The organism is Gemmiger gallinarum, from assembly GCF_014982805.1.
Lineage (GTDB): Bacteria > Bacillota > Clostridia > Oscillospirales > Ruminococcaceae > Gemmiger > Gemmiger gallinarum.
Genome location: NZ_JADCKC010000001.1, coordinates 388,490 through 412,799 on the forward strand (window position 1 = coordinate 388,490; position 24,310 = coordinate 412,799).

The 24,310-nt window shown below is 56.7% G+C and carries 21 protein-coding genes, 1 tRNA gene, 1 pseudogene and 1 riboswitch; of the genes and pseudogenes, 17 read left to right on the forward strand and 6 right to left on the reverse strand.

From position 1 onward, the window contains the following. Nucleotides 1-316 precede the first annotated feature (316 nt). From INF35_RS01960 to INF35_RS01995, 8 genes are all read left to right on the forward strand, one after another. The gene (locus INF35_RS01960; protein ID WP_193499863.1) at nucleotides 317-985 is read left to right on the forward strand and encodes a class I SAM-dependent methyltransferase; all 669 of its coding nucleotides are present in this window, start codon (nucleotides 317-319) and stop codon (nucleotides 983-985) included. Between the two features lie 129 nt (nucleotides 986-1,114). Beyond that, nucleotides 1,115-1,363: a heavy-metal-associated domain-containing protein gene (locus INF35_RS01965; RefSeq protein WP_193499864.1), complete on the forward strand. Its 249-nt coding sequence runs from the start codon at nucleotides 1,115-1,117 to the stop codon at nucleotides 1,361-1,363. Between the two features lie 37 nt (nucleotides 1,364-1,400). Next, entirely contained in the window at nucleotides 1,401-2,285 is an 885-nt protein-coding gene (locus INF35_RS01970) for a helix-turn-helix transcriptional regulator (RefSeq protein WP_193499865.1), read from the forward strand. Between the two features lie 202 nt (nucleotides 2,286-2,487). After that, entirely contained in the window at nucleotides 2,488-2,751 is a 264-nt protein-coding gene (locus INF35_RS01975; RefSeq protein ID WP_016147926.1) for a DUF6110 family protein, read from the forward strand. Nucleotides 2,752-2,805: 54 nt separating this feature from the next. Further along, a complete protein-coding gene (locus INF35_RS01980) occupies nucleotides 2,806-4,902 on the forward strand; it encodes a heavy metal translocating P-type ATPase (RefSeq protein ID WP_193499866.1) in 2,097 nt (698 codons plus the stop codon). A 109-nt stretch (nucleotides 4,903-5,011) separates the two neighbouring features. Continuing rightward, on the forward strand, nucleotides 5,012-5,629 hold the full coding sequence (locus INF35_RS01985; RefSeq protein ID WP_193499867.1) for a TetR/AcrR family transcriptional regulator: 618 nt from the start codon (nucleotides 5,012-5,014) through the stop codon (nucleotides 5,627-5,629). A gap of 58 nt (nucleotides 5,630-5,687) precedes the next feature. Continuing rightward, a complete protein-coding gene (locus tag INF35_RS01990; protein ID WP_193499868.1) occupies nucleotides 5,688-7,481 on the forward strand; it encodes an ABC transporter ATP-binding protein in 1,794 nt (597 codons plus the stop codon). A 16-nt stretch (nucleotides 7,482-7,497) separates the two neighbouring features. Further along, nucleotides 7,498-9,240: an ABC transporter ATP-binding protein gene (locus tag INF35_RS01995; RefSeq protein ID WP_193499869.1), complete on the forward strand. Its 1,743-nt coding sequence runs from the start codon at nucleotides 7,498-7,500 to the stop codon at nucleotides 9,238-9,240. A 167-nt stretch (nucleotides 9,241-9,407) separates the two neighbouring features. Here the strand turns inward: INF35_RS01995 and INF35_RS02000 are convergent, their stop codons facing one another. Continuing rightward, nucleotides 9,408-9,776: a hypothetical protein gene (locus tag INF35_RS02000; protein WP_235983080.1), complete on the reverse strand. Its 369-nt coding sequence runs from the start codon at nucleotides 9,774-9,776 to the stop codon at nucleotides 9,408-9,410. Between INF35_RS02000 and INF35_RS02005 the strand changes: the two are divergent. The 3 genes and pseudogenes from INF35_RS02005 to INF35_RS02015 form a co-directional block, all read left to right on the forward strand. Then, nucleotides 9,775-9,954: pseudogene (locus INF35_RS02005) on the forward strand (helix-turn-helix domain-containing protein); the annotation flags it as partial. The gene INF35_RS02000 and the pseudogene INF35_RS02005 overlap by 2 nt on opposite strands. A gap of 238 nt (nucleotides 9,955-10,192) precedes the next feature. After that, nucleotides 10,193-10,399 (forward strand): helix-turn-helix domain-containing protein, encoded by a 207-nt coding sequence (locus INF35_RS02010; RefSeq protein WP_080906690.1) that lies wholly within the window; start codon nucleotides 10,193-10,195, stop codon nucleotides 10,397-10,399. A 21-nt stretch (nucleotides 10,400-10,420) separates the two neighbouring features. Next, nucleotides 10,421-11,815, forward strand: coding sequence for a site-specific integrase (locus INF35_RS02015; protein WP_193499870.1), 1,395 nt, complete (start codon nucleotides 10,421-10,423; stop codon nucleotides 11,813-11,815). A gap of 189 nt (nucleotides 11,816-12,004) precedes the next feature. Here the strand turns inward: INF35_RS02015 and INF35_RS02020 are convergent. Next, nucleotides 12,005-12,081 (reverse strand) — tRNA-Arg (locus tag INF35_RS02020). A 237-nt stretch (nucleotides 12,082-12,318) separates the two neighbouring features. Continuing rightward, nucleotides 12,319-13,347: a tRNA preQ1(34) S-adenosylmethionine ribosyltransferase-isomerase QueA gene (gene queA / locus INF35_RS02025; RefSeq protein ID WP_193499871.1), complete on the reverse strand. Its 1,029-nt coding sequence runs from the start codon at nucleotides 13,345-13,347 to the stop codon at nucleotides 12,319-12,321. A 53-nt stretch (nucleotides 13,348-13,400) separates the two neighbouring features. Beyond that, a riboswitch (Lysine riboswitch) is annotated at nucleotides 13,401-13,584 on the forward strand. Between the two features lie 204 nt (nucleotides 13,585-13,788). Between queA and asd the strand changes: the two genes are divergently transcribed. The 5 genes from asd (at nucleotide 13,789) to INF35_RS02050 (ending at nucleotide 18,388) form a co-directional block, all read left to right on the forward strand. Next, the gene (gene asd / locus INF35_RS02030; protein ID WP_193499872.1) at nucleotides 13,789-14,868 is read left to right on the forward strand and encodes an aspartate-semialdehyde dehydrogenase; all 1,080 of its coding nucleotides are present in this window, start codon (nucleotides 13,789-13,791) and stop codon (nucleotides 14,866-14,868) included. Nucleotides 14,869-14,938: 70 nt separating this feature from the next. Next, nucleotides 14,939-15,826 carry a 4-hydroxy-tetrahydrodipicolinate synthase gene (gene dapA, locus INF35_RS02035; protein ID WP_193499873.1) on the forward strand — a complete coding sequence of 296 codons (888 nt, stop codon included), beginning with the start codon at nucleotides 14,939-14,941 and terminating at the stop codon, nucleotides 15,824-15,826. A 102-nt stretch (nucleotides 15,827-15,928) separates the two neighbouring features. Beyond that, a complete protein-coding gene (gene dapB, locus INF35_RS02040) occupies nucleotides 15,929-16,696 on the forward strand; it encodes a 4-hydroxy-tetrahydrodipicolinate reductase (RefSeq protein ID WP_193499874.1) in 768 nt (255 codons plus the stop codon). Further along, on the forward strand, nucleotides 16,687-17,901 hold the full coding sequence (locus INF35_RS02045; protein WP_193499875.1) for a CapA family protein: 1,215 nt from the start codon (nucleotides 16,687-16,689) through the stop codon (nucleotides 17,899-17,901). The genes dapB and INF35_RS02045 overlap by 10 nt, the downstream gene beginning before the upstream one ends. Before the next feature lie 31 nt (nucleotides 17,902-17,932). Next, entirely contained in the window at nucleotides 17,933-18,388 is a 456-nt protein-coding gene (locus INF35_RS02050) for an ACT domain-containing protein (RefSeq protein ID WP_193499876.1), read from the forward strand. Between the two features lie 99 nt (nucleotides 18,389-18,487). Here the strand turns inward: INF35_RS02050 and INF35_RS02055 are convergent, their stop codons facing one another. Then, complete coding sequence (locus INF35_RS02055) at nucleotides 18,488-19,912, reverse strand: radical SAM protein (protein ID WP_193499877.1); 1,425 nt, start codon at nucleotides 19,910-19,912, stop codon at nucleotides 18,488-18,490. A 358-nt stretch (nucleotides 19,913-20,270) separates the two neighbouring features. Here INF35_RS02055 and INF35_RS02060 point away from each other — a divergent pair, with 358 nt between their 5' ends. Continuing rightward, nucleotides 20,271-20,891: a TetR/AcrR family transcriptional regulator C-terminal domain-containing protein gene (locus INF35_RS02060; RefSeq protein WP_193499878.1), complete on the forward strand. Its 621-nt coding sequence runs from the start codon at nucleotides 20,271-20,273 to the stop codon at nucleotides 20,889-20,891. A gap of 85 nt (nucleotides 20,892-20,976) precedes the next feature. Here the strand turns inward: INF35_RS02060 and INF35_RS02065 are convergent, their stop codons facing one another. Together INF35_RS02065 and INF35_RS02070 are read right to left on the reverse strand one after the other, a co-directional pair. Continuing rightward, nucleotides 20,977-21,912: a hypothetical protein gene (locus INF35_RS02065; protein ID WP_193499879.1), complete on the reverse strand. Its 936-nt coding sequence runs from the start codon at nucleotides 21,910-21,912 to the stop codon at nucleotides 20,977-20,979. A gap of 21 nt (nucleotides 21,913-21,933) precedes the next feature. Then, nucleotides 21,934-24,309 (reverse strand): endonuclease MutS2, encoded by a 2,376-nt coding sequence (locus INF35_RS02070; RefSeq protein WP_193499880.1) that lies wholly within the window; start codon nucleotides 24,307-24,309, stop codon nucleotides 21,934-21,936. Between the last annotated feature and the right edge of the window lies 1 nt (nucleotide 24,310).

A 24,310-nucleotide genomic window follows, 5' to 3' on the forward strand; every position in this document is an offset into this window, starting at 1 on the left:
CTTTTCTTTTGGTGACATCCTAAAAGTTCAAAAGGATAGGAAGGATATTCGCCGTAGTAGGCGCTGTGGGAATGTGCGTAAACGGTCAAAGGGGCGGAGCTGTGGGAAACGATGTTTGCGGGCTGTGGGAAAGCTGGCAGCTTTTCCATCGGGCCGTGAATATCTGTTTTCCATCGGCGGAGCGGCCGTTTTCCACATTTCCCATAGCGGAAAATAGCATGATAGCATACTTGTATATTGCTTTTCCGCAAGAAAGGATTTATAATGAATTATGGTTAGTCAATGCTAACTATAATTCCGACTCCTGGAGGAAGTTATGGGAATATTAAAGGCTTTTTTCAACAATACCCGCAAGCCGAAAGGATTGCTGGGCAGTTGCATGGTGGGCAGCATGAATCGTGCCCATGCTGCCCTCGCGGATTGGGGCATTAGCTATTTGCCTGAAACAGGTCCCACCGAGATTGCGGATTTGGGCTGCGGTGGTGGGCGGAATATCCGAGCCCTTTTGCGAAAATACCCTGCCGCGACTGTCGCCGCCTTGGACTATTCAGAAGTATCCGTGGAAAAGGCCAGGAGTGTGAACCGCAAGGGGCTGCAAGCCGGCCGCTGTCGTATCATACAGGGAGAGGTGTCTTGCCTTCCCTTCGAGGATAGCGCATTTGATTTGGTGACCGCATTTGAAACGGTATATTTCTGGCCTGGTCCTACGGAGAGCTTCCGGGAGGTGTACCGAACTCTGCGGCCGGGCGGCATCTTTCTGATCGTTAATGAGTCGGACGGAGAAGATCCCCACGCCAGCAAGTGGTTTTCTGTCATTGATGGGATGAGGATCTTCGATGGAGACCAACTTGCCCGTTTTCTCACCGAGGCAGGTTTTTCTGAGGTCATCCTAAATCGGAATGCGAAAAAGCATTGGCTCTGCGTGCTGGCGATGCGGGAAAACAGCAGCCTTTTAGAAAATGAAGAACTGGGTGGTATCTCATAAAAAGCGGCAAATGGTACGGCTGAGTACAGCATTTGACTTACGATTCAACCATTGGAATGTTTCTGATGAAGTGTACCGTATATGCCGGACCCAGCGAAACGGATTATAAGCAGAATGGAGGAACAAAAGATGTGGAAATACACAATCCAAGTAAACGGCATGATGTGCGGTATGTGCGAGAGCCATGTGAACGATGCGGTGCGGAAAGCCTTTCCGGTGAAGAAGGTCACCTCATCTCGGAGTAAAAAAGAGACTGTGGTAATCACGGAAGCTGAACTGGATCAAGAGGCTCTACGGGCGGCTATTTCCGCCACTGGCTATGATGTGGGGGAGATTTGGAAAGAGTCTTGGCAGAAGAAAGGGCTATTTGGCCGATAAGCGCCAGGACACAGATCAAGGAAAAGGAGGCAAACAGATGCTGGCAGAATTTTTGTCAGAACAGGGGGAATGGGCACAAGTGATGCCTGGCGCGCGAGCCTGCCTGTTTTCCCTGTGCGAGAGGGCACTCCCTCTGCCCCTTCGGCTGGAGCCTCTGCACTTCGAGGTATTGTTCTGCCTGGCCGGGATGTTGACCCTGACCCGGCGGGATGGTTCGGCTCTGAGGTTAGGTACCCGGCAGGTGCTTCTCCTCACCGACATCTCTGATCTGACTGATGCCAGAGTGGAGACCGGCTTAAAGGGTGTGCTGGTGGCGGTGGACGCCCGGGGCGCCCGGGAGAGTCTAAAAGCCATTTGTGACCTGCTGGGCGGTTTGACCTTGAACACGGATCAAGTGCGGCGTTGGATGGTCAGCCGGGGCGGCTGCGCCGTGGAGGGTCCCTCTCACTGGAGCCAGGCGGCCTTTGCTGACCTGGATCGTTTGCCCCAGAGCGAGCGGGTGCGCTGGTGCGTGTGGAAGTCGGTAGAACTGCTGTATCTGCTCTCTGCCCCGGAGGAACCAGCGGCGGAAATGGCCCCGGTGCTGGATCAGGAGATGATCCGGACCCTGGCAGAAACCCGCCGATATATGGAGGAGCATCTGGACGAACCCCTCTCCATATCAGCTTTGAGCCGCCGCGCCTGCCTCTCTGCAACTACATTCAAGGAGGGGTTCCGCCGCCTGTACGGGTTGCCGGTCCACACCTGGCTGCAGCAGCGGCGGATGGAGCGCGCGGCGGAGCTGCTGCGGGACTCCTCCCTCAGCGTGCTGGGGGTAGCCCAGTCCGTGGGATACAGCAGTGCCAGCCAGTTCTCCGCCGCCTTCCGGCGGCAGTATGGCATGTCGCCAACTGTGTATCGAAAAATGTCTGAACCGGCATAACATCGTCTGATTCGGTGATACACGGGGCATCCCATCTGCTATAATATCTCAATACACGGCGGAACGAGCTTGTTTCCGAACAGGAGGAGATCTCAATGAAACAACATCGCTTCTGGGCCTGGGGCGCTGTGATCTGCATGATCATGGTGATGATCACGGGCTACAAACACAAATAATCACATAGCAGAAAGGAAAGATTCCCATGATGAAACACTATGTCAGACTGGCCTGCTTTGTAGGCGGCGCCCTGTTTGGCTCTGCCGGCTTAAAACTGCTTACCAGCAAAGATGCCAAGAAGGCTTATACTCACATCACTGCCGCAGGTCTGCGGATGAAGGAGAGCGTAATGGAGACCGTTACCTCTGTTCAGGAGAACGCCGCCGACATTCTGGCCGCTGCCAAGGACATCAACGAGGCCCGGGACGCCAAGGAAGCCGAGGCTCAGGTGGAAGGTCAGGAAGCCTAAAAACTGCGGAAGGGAGCCGGAAAACGGCTCCTTTTTTCATGAAAGGAGACTCGCATGAGAGCAACCATCGTACATGAGAGCCGGGGCCGGATGCGTCTGCGGCTCCGGCAAAAAAGCATGACGATCCGCCAGGCGGATCTGCTGGAAACCTGGCTGAAGGGACAGCCCTGGACCCGGGAGGCCGTGGTCCATGAGCGCACCTGCTGCGTCATCGTGACCTATACGGGAGACCGGGAAACCGTCCTCTCTGCCCTCGGCGCGTTCACCTGGGCCGGGGCGGAGTCGTCTGTCACTCTGCCCGGCCACAGCACCCGGACTCTGAACCGAGAGTTCCAAGAGAAGCTGGTAGGCAAGGTGGCGGTGAAAGCAGCCGCTGCCCTGTTTTTGCCCGCCCCGCTGCGGATCGCCCGGATTGTTTGGCACATGATCCCCTTTCTGCACAGAGGCCTGCGCTGTCTGGGACATCGTCAGATCAAGGTGGAGATGCTGGATGCGTTGTCCATCGGGATCTCCGTCTGCCGCAGGGACTTCGGTACTGCCGGCACTGTCATGTTTTTGTTGGAGATCGGTGAACTGCTGGAGGATTGGACACGGAAGAAATCTGTGGCCGACCTGGCAGAGAGCCTGTCTCTCCATGTGGATCGGGTGTGGCTGAAAACCGAGGCTGGTGAAGTGCTCACCCCTATCGGCCAGATCAGACCCGGCGACCGGGTCGTGGTTCGAGCCGGAAGCGTCATCCCCCTGGACAGCGTGGTGGCGGAGGGGGAGATCACCGTCAACCAGGCATCCCTCACCGGCGAGTCCGTCCCCGTGGCCAAGCGGCCCGGCGGCGCGGTTTATGCCGGCACTGTGGTGGAGGAGGGCGAGTCCGTGCTGGAGGTAAAGCAGGCCTCCGGCCAGAGCCGCTATGACCAGATCGTGGAGATGATCCAGCGTTCCGAGCAGATGAAGTCCGCCGCCGAAGCCAAAGCGTCCAACTTGGCAGACAAACTGGTACCCTATACCTTTGTCGGCAGCCTGGTGAGCCTTGCGCTCACCAGGAACTTGACCCGGGCCTTGTCGGTGCTCATGGTAGACTTCTCCTGTGCCCTGAAACTGGCCATGCCCCTGGCGGTGCTCTCTGCCATGCGTGAGGCGGGGCGGGAGCACATCACGGTCAAGGGAGGCAAGTTCCTGGAGGCTGTGGCCAGCGCGGATACCATTGTCTTTGATAAGACCGGTACCCTCACCCATGCCTGCCCCAGGGTGGCCCGCGTCATCCCCTTCAACGGGAAGGACGAGGCGGAGATGCTGCGCCTTGCCGCCTGTTTGGAGGAACATTTTCCTCATTCCATGGCCAACGCCGTGGTGGAGGAGGCCAAGCGCCGGGACTTGCGCCACGAGGAGCGCCACGCCAAGGTGGAGTACCTGGTAGCCCACGGCATCGCCAGTTCAGTGGATGGGGAGCAGGTGCGCATCGGCAGCGCCCACTTCATCTTTGAGGATGAGAAGTGCGTAGTTCCTGCTGAGGAGCGGGCCAAGTTCGACGCGCTGCCCCCTGAGTTCTCCCAACTCTATCTTGCCATCGACGGGGTGCTCTCTGCTGTGATCTGCATCTCCGATCCTCTGCGAGAGGAGGCACGGGCGGTTCTCTCTGCCCTAAGAAATCTGGGCGTAAAAAAACTGGTGATGCTGACCGGGGACAGCCCCCGTACCGCCGCTTCCATTGCGGAGCAACTGGGGGTAGATGACTTCCGGGCCGGAGTTCTCCCGGCGGATAAGGCAGAGTATGTGGCCGCTATGCGGCGGGAGGGGCACACCGTACTGATGGTGGGGGATGGCATCAACGACTCTCCGGCCCTCTCTGAGGCGGACGCCGGCATCGCCATCAGTGACGGGGCGGCCATTGCCAGGGAGATCGCCGACATCACCATTGCTGCCGACAGCCTGTGGGAGCTGGTGCGCCTGCGGCAGCTGGCCATGGGCCTGATGCGCCGCATCCGGAACAACTACCGCTTTGTCATCGGGTTCAACGGGACGCTGATCGGTCTCGGCGTGGCAGGCATCCTGCCTCCGAACACCTCCGCCATGCTCCACAACCTGTCAACCCTTGGCGTAAGCCTCCACAGCATGACCGCCCTTCCCCTGCCGAAGCAGAATACAGTATCCTGACAGAGCCCGGCGCGTATGCGCCGGGCTTTTTTCGTATTCCACTTGACAAACTACTGCTCCAGTCGTATTATAACAGTGTTATATAACGCTGTTATAAGGAGGGCTCCCTATGGAAGAAAAGTCTAACGGCACGCTGGAAAAAATCCATGAGGCGGCCATGGCCGAATTTCTGGACAAGGGCTTTCAAGGGGCTTCTCTGCGGCAGATCGTGAAAAATGCCGGGGTAACCACTGGTGCGTTCTACGGCTATTTCTCCAGCAAGGAGGCGCTCTTTGCCTCCATCGTGGAGCCGCACGCGGCTGCTTTGATGGGGCGGTTCATGGAGGCGCAGACTTCCTTTTCCGAACTGCCTGAGCAGGAACAGCCGGAGCACATGGGGCTGGAGTCCAGCCAGTGCGTGAATTGGATGGTGGACTATATCTGCGACCACCGGGAGCCGGTGAAGCTGCTGCTGTGCAAGGCCGAGGGCACCAGCTACGAGCACTTTGTCCACAACATGGTAGAGGTGGAGGTGGAGTACACGCTCCGTTACATGGATGTTCTCCGCCGCCTGGGCCGGGAGGTCCCGGAACTGAGCCAGTCTCTTTGCCACATCATCGCCAGCGGAATGTTCAACGGTCTTTTTGAGATCGTCGTACATGATATGCCGAAAGAGCAGGCCCTGCGGGATGTAGAACAGTTCCGCACTTTCTACACGGGTGGATGGCTGAAATTGATGGGGGGATGACCCCTATCTTTTTTGAATATTAGTTAGTTATTGCTAACTTACAGAAGGAGGTTTTTTCATGAAGCAGAAGAAAAAGAGTGATGTTGCGGTCCTGCTGGACTACGCAGGCAGTCACAAGGGGCTGACCTTCCTGGGGCTGGCCCTGTCGGCGGTGTCCATGCTGTTGAGCATGGCACCCTACATTTGTATCTGGCTGGTGGCCCGGGATCTGATTGCCGTAGCGCCGGACTGGACCCGGGCGCAGGACATCGCACAATACGGCTGGCTGGCGTTTGCCTTTGCGGTGGCCGGCATCGTCCTGTACTTTGCAGGATTGATGTGTACCCATCTGGCGGCCTTCCGCACAGCGGCCAACATCCGCAAGCGAGGCGTTGCCCATGTGATGAAAGCCCCGCTGGGCTTCTTCGACTCCAATGCCTCCGGCCTCATCCGGGGACGGCTGGATGCGGCGGCGGCCGATACGGAGACCTTGCTTGCCCACAATCTGGCGGACATCGTAGGCACCATCACCCTGTTCGTGTCCATGCTGGTGCTGATGTTCGTCTTTGACTGGCGGATGGGCGCGGCCTGCCTGCTGGCGGCGGTGATTTCCATGATCGCCATGTTCTCCATGATGGGCGGCAAAAACGCCAAACTGATGGCAGAGTATCAGGCGGCCCAGGATCGCATGACCAAGGCAGGCACCGAGTATGTCCGGGGCATTCCGGTGGTTAAGATTTTCCAGCAGACCGTTTATTCCTTCAAGGCTTTTCAGGAGGCCATTGAGGATTACAGTTCCAAAGCGGAGCACTATCAGGGTGATGTGTGCCGTGTGCCCCAGTCCATCAATCTGACCTTTACCGAGGGCGCGTTTGTGTTCTTGGTGCCTGCGGCTCTTTTCCTGGCTCCCGGAGCTCTGGCCGGCGGTGACTTTGCGGGATTTATTGCAAACTTCGCCTTTTACGCAGTGTTCTCCGCCATCATTTCCACCGCGCTTGCCAAGATCATGTTTGCCGCATCCGGTATGATGCTGGCCAGTACTGCGCTGAGGCGCATTGACCAGGTCATGTGCGCTCCTGAACTGAAAGTGCCTGAACACCCCCAATCCCCCGGAAGCAGCCGTGTAGAATTTGAAGATGTGAGCTTTACTTACGACGGGGCCCAGACCTCCGCCCTCTCCCATGTGTCCTTCACAGCGGAGCCGGGACAGACCGTAGCCCTGGTAGGACCCTCCGGCGGCGGCAAGACAACCGCTGCCAGCCTGATCCCTCGCTTCTGGGACGCCACCTCTGGCGTAGTGAAGGTGGGCGGCGTGGATGTGCGGCAGATCGATCCCCATGTGCTCATGGATCAAATCGCCTTTGTGTTCCAGAACAGCCGCCTGTTCAAAGCCTCCATTTTGGAGAATGTCCGGGCTGCCCGTCCCAACGCCACCCGGGAGCAGGTGCTCTCGGCGTTGAAGGCCGCCCAGTGTGAGGACATTCTGGAGAAACTGCCCCAGGGCATGGACACCCTGATCGGCTCCGAAGGGACTTATCTTTCCGGCGGCGAGCAGCAGCGCATCGCCCTGGCCCGGGCCATCCTGAAGGATGCGCCCATCGTGGTTCTCGATGAAGCCACCGCCTTTGCTGACCCTGAGAACGAGGCGTTAATCCAAAAGGCGTTTACCGAGTTGACCCGTGGCCGCACCGTTATCATGATTGCCCACCGTCTGTCTACTGTGGTCGGTGCGGACAAGATTCTGGTGTTGGAGGAGGGACGCATCGTGGAGCAAGGCTCCCATCAGGAACTGACTGCCGCCGGCGGCCTCTATGCCCGGATGTGGGCGGATTACAACAAGGCGGTCCAGTGGAAGATCACCAGCGAACAGTGAGAGAGGGGTGAAGAATATGTTCAGCAAAAACTTTCAGAGGAAATACGCCCTCACCGACCAGGGCGTAAAAAATGTCAAAAAGGGAGCCTTCTGGACGGTCATCGTCAACCTTGTCGTCATGGGCGGCATGAGCATCCTGTATCTGCTGATGTACGGCCTGATGGGAACCTTTACAGACGACCAGCCGCTGCCCAACGCAGCCCTCCTGCTCGGGCTGGTGGTTGTATTCCTGATCCTTTCCTTTGTGACTCATCTTCAGCAGTACTACGCCACCTATGGACTGGTCTATAACGAGGTGAGATCCACCCGTCTCAGTCTGGCGGAGCGGCTGCGCAAACTGCCTTTGGGCTACTTCGGCAAGCGGGATCTGGCGGATCTGACCGAGACCATTATGGGCGATGTGAACCGCATGGAACATGTCTGGTCCCATGTGCTGGGCTATCTGTACGGAGCCTATATCTCCACGGCGATTATCGCGGTGTGCCTGCTGGTGTATGACTGGCGGCTGGCCATCGCCTGCCTGTGGGGTGTGCCGGTGGCCTTCGGCCTGCTGTTCGGCACCCGGAGGATTTCCGCCCGGACCTCTGAGCGGACGAAAAAAGCTGCGATCCGCGTCTCCGACGGCATTCAGGAAGCTCTGGAAAATGTCCGGGAGATCCGCGCCACCAATCAGGAGGAGCGCTATCTGGCCGGGCTCAATCAGAAGATCGATGACCATGAGAAGGTCACCATCCAGGGCGAGCTGGGGACCGGCATCTTCGTCAATGCGGCCAGCGTCATCATGCGTATGGGGGTAGCTACCACCATTCTGGTGGGAGCCAGCCTGATTCTTTCCGGGCAAATCGACTTCATGCTGCTGTTTTTGTTCCTGCTGGTTATTACCCGCGTGTATGCGCCTTTTGACCAGAGCCTGGCTCTCATCGCTGAGATGTTTGTGTCCCAAGTATCCGCCGACCGCATGAACGAGATCTACGACACCCCCACGGCTGAGGGTGCAGAGGTGTTTCAGCCCAAGGGCCATGATATTGAGTTCGACCATGTGGGGTTTGCCTATGACAAGAAAAAAGTGCTGGACGGCGTGAGCTTTACCGCCCGGGAGGGTGAAGTGACTGCCCTGGTGGGGCCTTCCGGGTCCGGTAAGAGTACCTGCGCCCGACTGGCCGCCCGGCTGTGGGAGGTAACAGAGGGAAGCATCAAGGTAGGCGGCGTGGACATCTCCACGGTGGACCCGGAGGCATTGCTGACCGATTACTCTATGGTATTCCAGGATGTGGTGCTCTTTGACGACACGGTGATGGAGAACATCCGTCTGGGCAAGCGAGGCGCCACCGACGAGGAGGTGCGGGCCGCGGCTGAGGCCGCCAACTGCGGGGAGTTCATCTGCCGCCTGCCCCAGGGATATAATACTCCCATCGGGGAAAACGGCGCAAAACTCTCCGGCGGAGAGCGGCAGCGCATCTCCATCGCCCGGGCTCTTTTGAAGAACGCCCCCATCGTCCTGCTGGACGAGGCTACTGCCAGTCTGGATGTGGAAAATGAGACAAAGGTGCAGGGTGCGCTCTCCCGTCTGCTGGCAGGCAAGACGGTGCTGGTCATTGCTCACCGGATGCGCACCGTGGCAGGAGCAGACCACATCGTTGTGCTGGAAAACGGCCATGTGGCCGAGCAGGGTACGCCTGCGGAACTGATGGAACGCGGAGGCCTCTACCGCCGTATGGTGGAACTCCAGAGTGAGAGTGCCCGTTGGCAACTGGGCTAATTATTTCGTTTATTCAAGTTCATTCGATTTTTCCTTCGGGAGTACAACATCCTCTGACCGTTCCAGTAAGATACGGACGTTTTGGTTGAGGGTGTCGTACTCCCGTTCTTTCTGTTGAGCCTTCCTGTATTCCGATTGCAGGGCGGTCCTTCTGACGGTGAGTTCATCTATTCGGCCCGGAGCCGCTGGGCGGCGGGTAGGGGTACGGCGCCCAGCCGTTTCAGTTCCCTTGCCGCTGCCTCGAACAGGATGATCTCACTCTCATGCCTCCGGAGAAATTTCTCCTTGTCTCTGGACTGCCGGTATTGGTCATACATGGGGCGAAGCTGACGATAGGTGGCGGCGTGCTTCATGGTGAGGGTCAGCCGCTCCATTTCCTTTTCGGCGGTCCGGAGATCCGCCTTTACCCTGGCGGTGGCGGCTGCTGCCCCATCGCACCGCTCGGACAATTCCTCTAAACTTCCAATGCCATGCTCTGTCAGGAAGTTCAGCGTTTCCGCTGCCCGCTTCAGGTTCTCGATGGTTGCCCATACCATGGCGGTATTTCGCATTGAGAAAACCCGTGATTACACGGTGATGTCCAACCACCACCTGCGCAACGCACGACTGTCTCTGAAATCCAAAGGGCTGCTCTCCATGATGCTGTCCTTGCCGGAGGACTGGAACTACACCACCAGGGGCCTGGCCAAAATCTGCAAGGAGGGCACGGACAGCAATTGCGCGGCGCACCCATCAGCATGGGCCGGGGTGAGATTCCCGTGGAGCTGCGGCCAGCAGCCGTCCGTTTTTTGCCTCTTTTATTTTCAGATAAATCTTCTGCTTTTCTGTTTACGGATAGTTCGTAAACTTTCCATTAGCAGCAGACAAACCCGAAACGGCGCGGTACAATGAGGGTGGAAGTTATGAATGAACACCCCTTTGCGTGCCGTTTCTGACTGGAAAGGAGGCTGCTGTGTCAGAGATTCAGAACGGTACGGAGAAAAGGCCTTTGGAGTGCCGCACCTATACGGTCAACGAGGTTGCCCGTATATTAGGCGTCAGCCGGACACAGGCATACCGCCTTGTGCAGGAGGGCCTTTTCAAAAGCGTACGAATTGGTAACGCCATACGAATTCCCAAACGGTCGTTTGATAAGTGGCTGGAGCCGCTTGATCTGTGACATCAGAAAGGAAGGTTCGTTATGGCATCCATTATCAAAAGAAAGAAAAACTATTCTATTGTTTATACCTATGTGGACGAGAACGGCGAGACCAAGCAGAAGTGGGAAACCCGTACCTCTTACCAAGAAGCATTGAAGCGCAAGGCGGAGATTGAGAGCCAGAAAAGCTCCAACTCCTTCCTTCCGCCCACCAATCAGAATATTGCGGAGTTCCTGTCCGACTTCGTCTCCCTCTACGGCGAAAAGCGGTGGGGCGTGTCCATGTATGACAGCCAAAACTCGCTGATTGCCAACTACATCAACCCCATCATCGGGGACATGAAGGTGCAGGACATCACCACGCGGGTGGTGGACAAGTACATCCAGACTTTGCAGAAAACCCCTGCGGTGAATACCAGGACGCACCACGCCAAAACGGAGTTCGTGACCAACGCTACCATCGAGAAGATCATCAAACTTCTCCGCTGTGCCTTCAAGCAGGCGGTTCGGTGGGAACTGGTTGCCAAGAATCCCTTTGACAATGTGGTGCTGCCCAAAGTGGAATACAAGAAGCGGGACATTTGGACCGCCGATATGATCCGCACCGCGCTGGATCAGTGTACGGACAGCAAACTCTATGTGGCAATGAACCTGGCCTTTGCCTGTTCGCTGCGTATGGGTGAGATTCTGGGGCTGACCTGGAGCAATGTCCACATCTCCGATGAAGAAATCGCTGATGACAACGCTTATGTCTACATCGATAAGGAGCTGGCGCGGGCCTCCAAGCGGGCCATTGAGATGCTGGGGCAAAAGGACATCTACCATGTGTTCACGCCGCTGTTTCCCAACACCAGCACCAGGATCATCTTGAAAAAGCCCAAGACCGATTCCAGTATCCGCAAGGTGTGGCTGCCCAAGACTCTGGCTTACATCCTGCGGGAATGGAAATCTGCGCAAGACGAGCTGCGGGCGCTGCTCCGTGACGAGTATCAGGACTACGATTTGGTGGTGGCGCTGGCCAATGGCCGCCCCTGTGAGGACCGTATCATTCTGAAGTCGTTTGAGAAGCTGCGGGAGAAAGCGGGGCTTCCCAAAGTGGTCTTTCACTCCCTGCGACATTCCAGTACCACCTATAAGCTGAAGCTCAACCACGGCGATCTGAAGGCCACCCAGGGTGATACGGGCCACGCTCAGATCGACATGATCACCAGCGTGTATGCGCACATTCTGGACGAGGACCGCAAGATCAACGCCCAGAAGTTTGAGAGCGCCTTCTATGCCAATCCTGACCTGCGTTCGGTTCGGCCCCCGGAGGAACCGAAGGAACCGGCGCCCGCCACATTGGATTTGGAGGCCCTGGTAGAACAGCTTCGCAAGTCGCCGGAACTGGCCAACACACTGGCTGCATTGCTGGCGTCGGCCCCATCCGAAAAATAGGGCGGGAAAATCGTATTAGCAAATCGGCGTTTTTTATTAGCAAGGCCGGAAAAATAGTTCGAAGCCAATTAGCAGGCATACAGCGGAAAATGTATAAAATCGTTCCGGCGGAGCGGCAAAAACGCTCCAATGAAATGATAACAAAAAACCGCTGTAAACCATCAAAAAACGGCTTACAGCGGTTATATTTGGCACCCCCGGCTGGGTTCGAACCAGTGGCCTGTCGCTTAGGAGGCGACCGCTCTATCCAACTGAGCTACGGGGGCTTATACAGAAAATATTCAATTTTGCAGGGCTCCAGGATTCGAACGATTCGATTTTTAGGAGGCGGTCGCTCTATCCAACTGAGCTACAGAGACAGATAGTTTTATTTAGTTTTTGACCATCACCTTTTTCTTCGAGGTGATTGTTGTGTAACTATACAAATGCAAATCCGCGGCACATATCGCGCCGCGGATTTTATTATACCTGTTTATCAATGCAAAATCAAGATGTCCCCTGTTTTACAGGATCAGCATCGCATCGCCAAAGCTGAAGAAGCGGTAGCGCTCCTTGACTGCCACATCATAGACATGCATGGTTTTTTTATAGCCATAGAACGCGGCAATCAGCATAATTAACGTGCTTTCCGGCAGATGGAAGTTGGTAATCAGGCCGTCGATGGCATGCAGCTCGACACCGGGATACAGGAAGATATCAGTATTGCCGCTACAGGCTCGGATCTCTCCGTAGCGCGCCCATACGGCCTCCAGGGTCCGGCAGCTTGTGGTGCCCACTGCGATCACGCGGTGGCCGGACTCTTTGGTCTTGTGGATCGCCTCCGCCGCTTCATTGTCGATGCAGTACCATTCACTGTGCATCTCATGGTCTTCAATCTCGTCCTCACTCACGGGGCGGAAGGTTCCCAATCCCACATGCAATGTGATCTCTGCGATGCCCACACCCATGGCCCGGATTTTCTCCATCAGTTCCGGCGTAAAGTGCAGCCCGGCCGTAGGAGCTGCGGCGCTGCCCAGTTCCTTGGCATAGACCGTCTGATACTGGCTCTGATCCTCCAGCTGCTTGGTTATATAAGGAGGCAGCGGCATCTTGCCGAATTCATCCAGCTTTTCGTAAAGCGTTTCGGTATCATAGGAGAACGTGACGTGTTTGTTGCCGTCGGGAAGTGTCTCATCCACCACAGCGGTAAGGCTGCCGTCGCCAAAGGTCAGGCGAGTGCCTGCCTGCATCCGCTTGCCGGGACGGGCCAGGCACTCCCAGGTATCGCCGTGGACCTGACGAAGCAAAAGGACCTCGCAGACCGCTCCGGTGGGGACTTTGACACCCATCAAACGTGCCGGCAGAACCTTGGAATTATTCACAACCAGCAAGTCCCCGGGCTGCAGGTAGTTGGGCAGATCATGGAACACAGCATGCTCGATGGAGTCATCCTTACGGTTCAAAACCATCAGCCGGGCAGAATCCCGTGGATCGGCGGGTTCCTGCGCAATCAGCTCTTTGGGGAGGTCGTACCAAAAATCTTTCTTCAGCATACTATTTATCCTTCTTTAACGTTGACAAGCGCCCGGCGCAATGCTATGATGTACCCAAGCACAGAGGCGCGGTTTTCATTAGTATCCGTAGGGTCTGTAAAGTCTGCCAGGGCGGTTGCCCACGGAGAAAGGGGCAACCGCCGAAGGCGATGCACGGCACGCATCGTTCCTGGGTCCGCAGCCGAAAAGGCGCGGGACTGTCATACCGCCTGGGCGGTATGTTGCGCTGTGTGACATGCAATATGGATTATATTGCATTATGTGCCGGTTTTCAAGCCGGTTTTTTTGTTGTTCGGAGCTTTTTTGCGCCGTCCTCAATCAAACCGCACCGCAATGCAGGGGTTCTTCCCTCCTGAACAGTCACAACAAGAGGAGTTCCTGCATAGAAGGATACTACATGGGGAGCCGGCATGGCCGGCGCAGGAAAGGACGGTTTTACAAATGGAGAAAAAGTACAAAGTTGGTATCGTGGGCGCGACCGGCATGGTCGGTCAGCGTTTTGTGACTCTTCTGGCAGAGCACCCCTGGTTTGAAATTACGGCACTGGCGGCTTCTGCCCGCTCTGCCGGCAAACCGTATTCGGAAGCGGTGGGCGGCCGCTGGCTGATGCAGACCCCCATGCCGGAAAAGGTCAAGGACATGGTGGTTTTGGATGCCTCTCACGTGGAGGAAGTCGCTTCCAAAGTCGACTTTGTCTTCTGCGCGGTCAACATGAAGAAGGACGAGATCAAGGCGCTGGAAGAGGCTTACGCCAAGGCAGAATGCCCCGTTGTGTCCAACAACAGCGCCCATCGCTTCACTCCGGACGTTCCCATGGTCGTGCCCGAGATCAACGCCGACCACATCGAGATCATCCCCGCTCAGCGCCGCCGTCTGGGCACCAAGCGCGGCTTCATTGCCGTCAAGTCTAACTGCAGCCTGCAGAGCTATGTTCCTGCTCTGCATCCCCTGCGCAAGTACGGCATCACCAAGTGCCTGGTCTGCACCTATCAGGCCATCTCCGGCGCCGGCAAGACCTTTGAGACCTTCCCCGACATTCTGGACAATGTAATCCCCTACATCGGCGGCGAGGAAGAAAAGAGCGAGTGCGAACCTCTCAAGCTGTGGGGCCACATTGAAGGCGATGTCATCGTCAATGCCACTACCCCGTCCTTCACGGCACAGTGCCTGCGTGTGCCCGTCTCTGACGGCCACATGGGCGCCGTCTTTGTGAGCTTTGAGCATACCCCCACCAAAGAGGAAATCCTCAAGGATTGGCGCGAGTTCCACGGCCCCGCTCAGGACCTGGAGCTGCCCAGCGCTCCCAAACAGTTCCTGCACTACTTTGAGCAGGACGACCGTCCGCAGCCCAAGCTCGACCGCATGCTGGAAAACGGCATGGCTGTGAGCATCGGCCGTCTGCGGGAAGACACTCAGTATGACTACAAGTTCGTCTGCCTGTCCCACAATACGCTGCGCGGCGCTGCCGGCGGCGGTGTCCTTCTGGCTGAGCTTCTGGCCAAGAAGGGTTATTTCGACTGATCTTTCTGCCGGGGCAATTCCCTGCCTCCGGCGGTATCTGGAACAGCATCGCTAAGGAGGTATTCCAGTCATGAAAAAGCCCGTTTTTACCGGTGCCGGCGTGGCAATCATCACCCCCATGCTGCCGGACGGCAGTGTGAACTATGAGGAGCTTGGCCGTATTCTCGACGACCAGATTGCCCGCCATACCGATGCGATCATCATCTGCGGCACCACCGGCGAATCCGCAACCCTGACCCATGAGGAGCACATCGAGTGCATTCGCTATACGGTGCGCAAAGTGGCCGGACGCATTCCGGTGGTGGCCGGAACCGGCTCCAACGACACCGCTTTCGCCATCAACCTTTCCAAGCAGGCGGAAGAGGCTGGTGCCGATGCCCTGCTGCTGGTCACGCCGTACTACAACAAGACGACGCAGGCCGGTCTGATTGCCCATTACACTGCCATTGCCAATGCGGTGTCCCTGCCCTGCATCCTGTACAATGTGCCTTCCCGCACCGGCATGAACATGACGCCTGCTACACTGGCCGAGCTTGCCAAGCTGCCCAACATCAATGCAGTCAAGGAAGCCAGCAGCGACATCGTACAGATTGCCGAGATTGCCGAGCTGTGCGGCGACAACCTGAACATCTACTCCGGCAACGACAACCAGATCGTGCCCATCCTGTCTTTGGGCGGCAAGGGCGTCATCAGCGTTCTGTCCAACGTAGCCCCGGAGATGGCTCACGATATCTGCGCTTTGTGGTTTGACGGCAAGCATGACGAGAGCCTGGCGCTGCAGCTGCAGGTCATGGGTCTGGTCCGCGCGCTGTTCAAGGAGTCCAACCCCATCCCCGTAAAATGGGCAATGAACCGTCTGGGCTGGAAAGCGGGCGGCGTTCGCCTGCCGCTGATCGAGGCATCCCCTGCCGTTCAGCAGATGCTCGAGACCGAGATGAAACGCAACGGCTTGCTTTGAGTAAGGAACAGGCCCGCAGGTGTCCCCGCAATGCGGCGCCGCCTCGGGCCTGTTTTGTTGTTTTTCTGCCATGAAGTCTATTTCTGAAAGGATTTGTGTCATATGACCGATTTGATTATCCAGGGTATCTGCGGCCGCATGGGCCGCGCTCTCATTGAAAAGGCGGGCCAGCGGGACGACTGCCGGATTGTGGCAGGCGTCGATCAGGCGGCCGGCGAGATCAACGGCATTCCCGTGGTGGGCACTCTTGATGGGTTGAGCGCTCGCGGTGTGCTGATCGACTTTTCCTCTCCCAAGGGCGCAGTCAGCGCGGCCAAATATTGTGCAGAGCACGGCATGCCCTGTGTGATCTGCTCCACCGGCCTTACCAAGGAGGACGAAGCGGCCCTCGAGGAGGCTTCGGCGCGGGTTCCGGTGTTCCGCAGCGCCAACATGTCGGTGGGCGTCAACGTGCTCATTGAGCTTGCCCGCCGCGCCACCCGCCTGTTTGACGGCGAGTTCGACATCGAGATTGTGGAGAAGCATCACCACAACAAACTGGACGCGCCCAGCGGCACTGCCCTGATGATTGCCGACGCCATCAACGAGGAGGCCGGCAACGCCTACGAATATGTCTACGACCGCCACGACGTCCGCCAGAAGCGCGGCAAGCAGGAGCTGGGCATCAGCTCGGTGCGCGGCGGCGGCATTGTGGGCGAACACGAGGTTCTGTTTTGCGGTCCCGAGGAGGTTGTCACTATCTCCCATTCGGCACAGAGCCGGGGTGTTTTTGCCGACGGCGCCATCCAGGCAGCTCTCTTTGTTGACGGCGCACAGCCCGGCTACTACACCATGACCGATATGCTGCGAGGCAAAATGCAATGCATCTGAGAAAAAACGAGGTTGCGGCCTGTGCCTGCATTGCCGCCGGTGTGATGCTGGCATTGGTGGTTGGCAGCGGCTGTGTACCGACGACCCTCTCCCCTGTTGCTGTGTCCACTCCCGCCGCAACGGCGACTCCCACGGCTACGCCGCAGCCGACGCCCACTCCGGAACCCACGCCGCTTGTGGAGACCGTTCGCTTTTCCGCATCAGGCGACGATCTGATTCACGAGGGGCTGTACAACCAGGCCCGGGCCAGATCAGAGGACGGAGGATATGACTTCACCTACGCCTACGAGAATCTTCGGGAGTTCTACCAGCAGTTCGACGTGAACTGGCTCAATCAGGAGACCCTTGTCAACGATGCGTATGACCCTTCCGGGTATCCCTGCTTCTCCACCCCCGGGGATATCACCAATGCGTTGTATGACATCGGGTTCCGGGTGTTCAGCCTGTCCAACAACCACAGCTACGATAAGGGTGCCGGCGGCATTGCCGCATCCATGGAACATTGGGCCACTCTCCCCGACGATGTAGTGACGGCAGGCTTCTATGATCTTGATACCTATGACAACCTGTCCTATCAGACGGTCAATGGCATCACCATCGGCTATCTTTCCTACACCGAGCATACCAACGGTCTGAATACGCCGGATGGCACCCAGTACGGTGTGGTGTATCTGAGCCAGACCGATGTGATCGAGCAGCAGATTGCCGAAATGCGCCCCAACTGTGATGTGCTGGTGGTCAGCTGCCACTGGGGCGTTGAGGGCAGCCACAATGTTACCGATTCCCAGCGCAGCATGGCACAGTGGCTGGCCGATCAGGGCGTTGACCTCATCATCGGCACCCATCCCCACGTGACCCAGACCGCCGAATGGCTTACATCAGAGAACGGGCACGAAGCTTTCGTGGTCTATTCCCTGGGCAATTTCATCAGCGCTCAGTCGGAGCCGGACAACATGATCGGCACCCTGCTGGACATCACCTTTGAGAAAACCACGCAGCCGGACGGAACTTCTGCCGTCGAGTTGCTGGACCCCCAGCTGCATCCGGTCATCACCCAGTATGAAAACGGCTATTCCGATATTCGGGTGTATCTGTTTGAGGACTACACCGATGAACTGGGCGCGGCACACGGCAATTTCACCCTTTCCCGTGAATACATCCAGTCTGTCCTGAACGAATCCGTCGGCGAGGAATATCTGGCCTGACGCATCTCTATGAAAAAAGGAGGAATCCCCTATGTATGGAGTCAGCAAAATCACCAGTGAGCAGAACATTATGCTCACCACCTTCCCTGCTGCGCATTACAGCGCGCAGAGCCTGGCCGAGCACCTGGACGTTTTTGCCCGCGCCGGCATTGTGGTGGACATGATCTGCCAGAGCGCCCCCAAGGGCGATTCCGTGGATTTCAGCTTTACCACCAGCTATAAAAACTTTGCCGCTGTAATGAAGGCGCTGCCCGAGGCTGCCAAGGTCCATCCGCCTCTGATCTCGGGCGGATACTCCAAGATCAATCTCTACGGTGAGGATATGGTCACCTGCTGCGGCGTTGCCTCCCGGGCTCTCACGGCACTGGCCGGGGCCAATGTGGAGATTGCCCTGATCACCACCAGCGACCTGGACATTTCCCTGCTGATCCGCCAGCAGGATGAAGACGCCGCCCTGGCGGCTCTCAACGCGGCGTTTGAGCTGTAAAAAGCGATTTCCGCCTGACAAACGGATAAAAAGCGCAAGAGGAGCGACTCCGCAAAAGCGAAGCCGCTCCTCTCCTCTTTATGGGGATTGATTCTTCTTTTAATCCTGCTTTGTGCAGGCCGCGCATGCCGCACAGGCCTTCTCGGGATGTTCCTCTGCCCAAAGGCGGTCCGCAGTGGGAGTCCACTGATCTGCGTAAGGCTTGCAGCGGCGATAGACATCGTCGGTGGATTCAGGCCTCTGCAGATCGGTACTGTGGGCACCGCTGCGCTTGACCATTTCGCCGAGAAGCTCGGGATTTTCCAGCATGGGGCAGGGCCGCAGGTGGTTCTTGTTAAAGGGCTGCCCCTTGTGGTACTCTTTGAACAGGGGCTGCTGCAGGCATTCCAGCAGGCTCTTGTCATGAATGTTGGCGTTGGAGTAATGAATAAACACACAGGGCTCCACGTCGCCGTTGGGGTTGATGTGGGCATACTGACGGCCGCCGGCAATGCAACCGTCAATGTACTCGCCATCGTTCTGGAAATCAATGCAGAAGATTTCCTTGCCGCCGGTCAGGCCGCGGATTTCACGGACGCGATGAAGCATGTATTCACGCTGGTCCTTGTCCAGCATCAGGTTGACATTGGCACCGTCGCCGATGGGCATATAATGGAAGTACCAGTTGAAGCGGACACCATGTGCAATCAGCATATCAATGAACTCGTCGCTGGTCACGGCCTTATAGTTGGCAGAGGTATAGCAGATGGAGGTGCCGAAAAGCAGGCCGTTTTCCTTCATCAGGTCCATGGCGTGCAGGACCTTGCGGTAGATTCCCTCGCCGCGGCGGTCATCGTTGGATTCCTCGCTGCCCTCGATGCTCAGGAAGAAGGCCATGTTGCCCACCTTGCGGACTTCCTCACAGAATTCCTGATCGATGAGGGTTCCGTTGGTAAACAGATGGAACACCGATTCCTGGTGCTTGGCTGCCAGCTTGAGAATGTCGCTTTTGCGGCACATGGGCTCGCCGCCGGTCAGCATATACCAGTGGATGCCCAGTTCCTCGCCTTCGGTGACCAGGCGGTCCATCTCCTCATAGCTGAGGTTGAGGCGATTGCCGTACTCAGCCGCCCAGCAGCCCTTGCAATGCAGGTTGCAGGCCGAAGTCGGATCAAACAGCAGAATCCAGGGCATATTGCACTGATACTTTTCGCGCAGCTCACAGACCTGGTTGTAACCCAACAGCATGCCTTCATAGACAAGGTTGAGGGCGTTCATCTTTAAAATATGGGGATCGATCTCGTTGATGGCCCGGTATGCAAACTGCATCCACTTGCCGTTGGGGTCGGAGACGAGCTTGCGGGCTGCATCAAAGGCTTCGTCAGGAAAACGATTTTTCAAAAGCGGCTGCGCAAGGTCAATCAGTTTGCAGGCGTTCTCAGACATTTTCTCGGTGCCTTTGCCGCGTACGGCATGGATGGTAGCATCGATGGCTGCGCTGAACGCTGCTCGCTGAGCGGAATGTACAATCGGATTGACTGACATATTGTATTACCTCACAATTCATATAGGACCGGTACCGCAAGGGCACCAAACAATGTCATCATTATAGTTTTCTGCCCCCTTGATTACCATGTGCAAAATCCGACTTTTGTGCAAAATACGGGGCTTTATCCTCAAAATTCCAAGAAAAGCCACAGCATTTTGGGGAATTCTTCTGCCAGAATTCTTTCAAAACAATCATTTTTTGCCATTATGTGGGTATTAAATAAAGACATCTTATGCTATAATAATTCCATGAATTTTGTAGGAATTCACATTCCTGCATTTCAACGGCAAACATCGGGCGGGATGTTCCCCTGTCCATATACATAAACCGCAGCGTGCGGAGGAGTATCGTCCCATGGGAGGAGCAAACAATACAAAAAACCTTCTGGCGGAAAGTCTGCAGGATCTGATGCGGACGCATCCCCTGGAAAAGATTTCGGTCAACGATATCGTGGAACACGCGGGTGTCGGCCGCAATACATTCTATTACCACTTTGCCGACAAATATGATCTGGTCAACTGGTGTTTTCAAAAAGGAATCATGCAGTTTCTGACGGAAAGTCCCTCCCTTGGCAACTGGCAGAGCATTTTAGAGCAGCTGGAACAGTATTTTCGAGAGCATCAGGTCTTTTATACCAATGCCCTGAGTTATACCGGCCAGAACAATCTGCGGGATTACATCCAGCAATTTCTAAGCGGTGTTCTTGTCCAGCGCCTGAGAGAGGCACAGGCTATGCAGGGACAAAAGGAAGAGCTGAGCGAAAGTGAGCTTCGCTTTGCGGGGAACTTTCTCTCCGGTGCACTCATGGGCATTCTGCTGCCCTGGGTACAGAGCGGTATGAAAGGCCATATCGCCAACTGCTACAACTGTCTGCGCAGCCTTTGCTCCGGGCGGATGACGCAAATCTTTTTTGCTGTCCCTACAGAGGAATTGCCCGCCTTTAATGCTCCGGAAGAAGATTGCACCAGCCGGTGAGAGATCTGCATCAAACAAAAATCAGCCCGAACCATCCGCGAATTTCGCGGTGGATTCGGGCTGATTTCATTATACAAAGATCCAATCAGTGATACATGGGCATATCCGGGGAAATGATCGGCCGGACTCGGGTAGATACCTGCATGGGCATATGGCTGCTGATCACAGCCAGATCACTTTCCAGATCAATGAGGAACAGCTGGCCATCGGCCTTCAGGCGATCGTTCCAGATGCGTCTGCGCAGATCCTCTGAGGCGTCCTCAGGCATTCCCGCCTTGCGGGAAAAAATACAGGCCGGTGTATAGCGCGCCAGCTCCTCCAGCCACGCAGACTGGAATGCCTCTTCCAATTGGGAAGCATCCAGATGCAAAAACGCTGCTTGAAGTGTGTGATGTTCCGAGAGAAAAGTGAACGCCTCCCGGGCGGCAGGAGTCAAAGACGGGCTTTTCAGATAAACAGAGGGCATGACATTGGGGAGTTTCCCCAGTTCTGCTGCCCCGGATTTGGTCAGATATTCCGGCTCAATGACAAGGTGAAAGACACTTTGCGGATGGCGGGTGATCAGTTCAGTCAGTGCTGTGCTGAGCGGCCCCTTAAGGTAAAGACACCAAAAATAACTTCCGCTTGACTCCGCTTTTTCAATTTCCGTCGCAAGTTCAGGGTCGTCGCTGGTGGAGAAGGTCAGCCATGCGGCGGGAAGCCCCTGTCGTGCTGCCTCGGCCAGCTTTTCGGAACCATACAGCATGCAGCCGAATCCAAAATTCACGCCCAGCGTGCAGAGAGTGTTTTCCGAAACAGTGCGGATCAAACGCTGCGTCATGATGTAATACGGGGGATCCGGCTGTTCCAGAACGGTCTGGGCATAATCAAAAAAGGTCCTGGCAAGCGGGTCCTTTGCCAGAAAAGCGCACATGTCCACATAGTTGCGCAGCTGGCGAAGGCCATCACGACGTACGTCATCAATGGCGCGGCGCCCCAGTGTCATTGCAAAAATGCGCGTACTGTTATAGTCCAGGCCCATAGAAAACGCCTTCTTTCCTGTTTATTTCAGTTCCACAACCGTAACGCCGGTTTCACCCTCGCCATACCGACCAAGACGGAAACTCTTGACGTTTTTGTGTGTGCGCAGATGCTTTTGAATCGCTGCGCGCAGGGCTCCTGTGCCCTTTCCGTGAATGATGTAGACGGTCTGCTGTCCCCGCAATACAGCGCTGTCAATGAACTTGTCAGTCTCGGCCAGTGCTTCCTCCACGGTATACCCCAGAAGATTGAGTTCCATACTGGCCTTGCGGTCATGATCCAGATGCAGACGGGTCTGGCCCCGGGGCGGCTGGCGCTTGGGGGCTTTCTGCATCTTGTCAGGGGCACGCAGCCCGCTGAGCGGGACTTTGGTCTTCAAAATGCCTGCGCGGACCTCCACAAGCCCGTCGCGGTCGGGGCGGGCCGTGACGGTAGCCAGCTGATTGAGCTCCGCAATGACAACCTCCTGCCCTACCGAAACTTCCTTCAGCGGGACGTAGTTTTTCTCGGTATTTTGCCTGCTCTCGGTGCGGGAGAGAATCTTTTCCGTATCCTTGCGGGCGATTTCCCGAGCGCGCACGGCACGCTGAGAGGCACTGATCTTTTCTTCCTTCTGCAGTTTGCGCAGTTCATCGGTCAGGGTATAGGCTTCGTTCTGCACATTCTGAATGAGGTCATGGGCCTTCCGGCGGGCCTCGGCAAGTTCCTGCTCGCCCTTCCGGATCAGCTCATCCCGCTGCTTTTCGGCACTGGCCAGAGCGTTCTCCGCCTCGCTGCGTGCCTGTTCCGCGTCATCCTGTGCGGCCTTGAGCTGAAGTTTCAGATCATCCAGCTGGGCCAGAACACTGTCCAGGCGCTTGTCGTCGTTGGACATGTGAGCTCTTGCCGCATCGATGATTTCCTCCGGAATGCCCAGTTTGGCACTGATGAGAAACGCATTGGACTTGCCCGGTACGCCCACGCTCAGCTTGTAGGTGGGCATCAGGCTTTCCACGTCGAACTCGCAGCTGGCATTCACCACCCCGGGAGTCTCCAGCGCATAGACCTTGAGCTCGGCATAGTGAGTGGTCGCCATAAGCAGGGCTCCCTGCCGCCGCAGTCGTTCCAGAATGCTGACGGCAAGTGCCGCGCCCTCGGCAGGATCGGTGCCGGCGCCCAGCTCATCCAGAAGCACCAGAGTCCCCTGCCCTGCCAGTTCCAGAATGCCGGTAATGCGCTTCATGTGGCCGGAAAAGGTGGAAAGGCTCTGTTCAATACTCTGTTCGTCGCCGATATCCACCAGGTATTCCTCAAAGCAGCAGACCTTGCTGCTCTCGTGGGCCGGAATCAGAAAGCCATGCTGTGCCATGGCGTTGAGCAGCCCCGCTGTCTTGAGGGAGACTGTCTTGCCGCCGGTGTTGGGGCCGGTGATGACCAGGGTATCATACTCGTACCCCAGGGCGATGTCCACGGGGACGACCTTTTTCTTGTCGATAAGGGGGTGCCGGGCACGCTTGAGAGAAAAGCTGTGGTTGTCGCTCACCTCGGGCATAAAGGCATTTTGCTCCACGGCCAACCGGGACTTTGCCAGCAGCAGGTCGATCTGAAGCATAGCCTCGTAGCTGTGAGAGAACTGCGGCTCCATCTGGGCAACCTGGGAGGAAAACGCCGACAGGATGCGAGTGATTTCCTCCTGCTCCTGGGCGCGCAGCTGCATGATTTTGGCGTTTGCCTCCACCACTGCCGTGGGCTCCACGAAAATGGTTGCTCCGGTGGAGGATACATCATGGATGATGCCTCCGATCTCACCGCGGTATTCGGCGCGGACCGGGACCACGTAACGACCGTTTCTCAGCGAGACAACGGCATCCTGCAAAAATTTGTTGGTGGTGGAGTTTTTGATGATGTTGTCCAGCTTGGTTCGGATGGAATCCTCCGTAGCACGGATCTTGCGGCGCAGGTCCCGCAAGGTGGCGCTGGCGGTATCCGCCATTTCCTCCGGCGAGAGAATGGACTCGGTGATCTGGCGTTCCAGCACCGGTTCCGGGCTCAGGGCATAAAACAGGTCGTCCACCGGCAGCATGTCATGGTCGGACATGCCGTACCATTGGGAAAGACCCGCAAAATTGCGCAGGGTGGCTGCCACTTCCAGCAGTTCCCCCATGGAGAGAATTCCACCCTTGACCGCATGTGCGGCGATCCGGCGAACATCCGAAACAGCCCCGAACCGGGGGCTGCCGTTTTTGATTAAAAGTGAGTTGATCGCGTTGGTCTGAGAAAGTGCCCAGCGCTCCTCTTCGGGAGTGGGATAGGGCTCGATGGCCGCCATCATCTCTTTTGTCTCGCGGCAGGCGCAAAGCTGCACAGCGCGGGCGATGACCTTATCCAGTTCCAGTGTAACGCGGTAAGCTGTTTCCATG

Coding starts and splice junctions, on each gene's coding strand:
- INF35_RS01980 (WP_193499866.1), top strand. CDS start 2,806: ATGAGAGCAACCATCGTACATGAGAGCCGGGGCCGGATGCGTCTGCGG.
- queA (WP_193499871.1), bottom strand. CDS start 13,347: ATGCTGAAGAAAGATTTTTGGTACGACCTCCCCAAAGAGCTGATTGCG.
- dapA (WP_193499873.1), top strand. CDS start 14,939: ATGAAAAAGCCCGTTTTTACCGGTGCCGGCGTGGCAATCATCACCCCC.
- INF35_RS01975 (WP_016147926.1), top strand. CDS start 2,488: ATGATGAAACACTATGTCAGACTGGCCTGCTTTGTAGGCGGCGCCCTG.
- dapB (WP_193499874.1), top strand. CDS start 15,929: ATGACCGATTTGATTATCCAGGGTATCTGCGGCCGCATGGGCCGCGCT.
- INF35_RS01960 (WP_193499863.1), top strand. CDS start 317: ATGGGAATATTAAAGGCTTTTTTCAACAATACCCGCAAGCCGAAAGGA.
- INF35_RS01990 (WP_193499868.1), top strand. CDS start 5,688: ATGAAGCAGAAGAAAAAGAGTGATGTTGCGGTCCTGCTGGACTACGCA.
- INF35_RS02065 (WP_193499879.1), bottom strand. CDS start 21,912: ATGGGCCTGGACTATAACAGTACGCGCATTTTTGCAATGACACTGGGG.
- INF35_RS01995 (WP_193499869.1), top strand. CDS start 7,498: ATGTTCAGCAAAAACTTTCAGAGGAAATACGCCCTCACCGACCAGGGC.
- asd (WP_193499872.1), top strand. CDS start 13,789: ATGGAGAAAAAGTACAAAGTTGGTATCGTGGGCGCGACCGGCATGGTC.
- INF35_RS01965 (WP_193499864.1), top strand. CDS start 1,115: ATGTGGAAATACACAATCCAAGTAAACGGCATGATGTGCGGTATGTGC.
- INF35_RS02045 (WP_193499875.1), top strand. CDS start 16,687: ATGCATCTGAGAAAAAACGAGGTTGCGGCCTGTGCCTGCATTGCCGCC.
- INF35_RS02050 (WP_193499876.1), top strand. CDS start 17,933: ATGTATGGAGTCAGCAAAATCACCAGTGAGCAGAACATTATGCTCACC.
- INF35_RS02000 (WP_235983080.1), bottom strand. CDS start 9,776: ATGGTATGGGCAACCATCGAGAACCTGAAGCGGGCAGCGGAAACGCTG.
- INF35_RS01970 (WP_193499865.1), top strand. CDS start 1,401: ATGCTGGCAGAATTTTTGTCAGAACAGGGGGAATGGGCACAAGTGATG.
- INF35_RS02060 (WP_193499878.1), top strand. CDS start 20,271: ATGGGAGGAGCAAACAATACAAAAAACCTTCTGGCGGAAAGTCTGCAG.
- INF35_RS02070 (WP_193499880.1), bottom strand. CDS start 24,309: ATGGAAACAGCTTACCGCGTTACACTGGAACTGGATAAGGTCATCGCC.
- INF35_RS02015 (WP_193499870.1), top strand. CDS start 10,421: ATGGCATCCATTATCAAAAGAAAGAAAAACTATTCTATTGTTTATACC.
- INF35_RS01985 (WP_193499867.1), top strand. CDS start 5,012: ATGGAAGAAAAGTCTAACGGCACGCTGGAAAAAATCCATGAGGCGGCC.
- INF35_RS02055 (WP_193499877.1), bottom strand. CDS start 19,912: ATGTCAGTCAATCCGATTGTACATTCCGCTCAGCGAGCAGCGTTCAGC.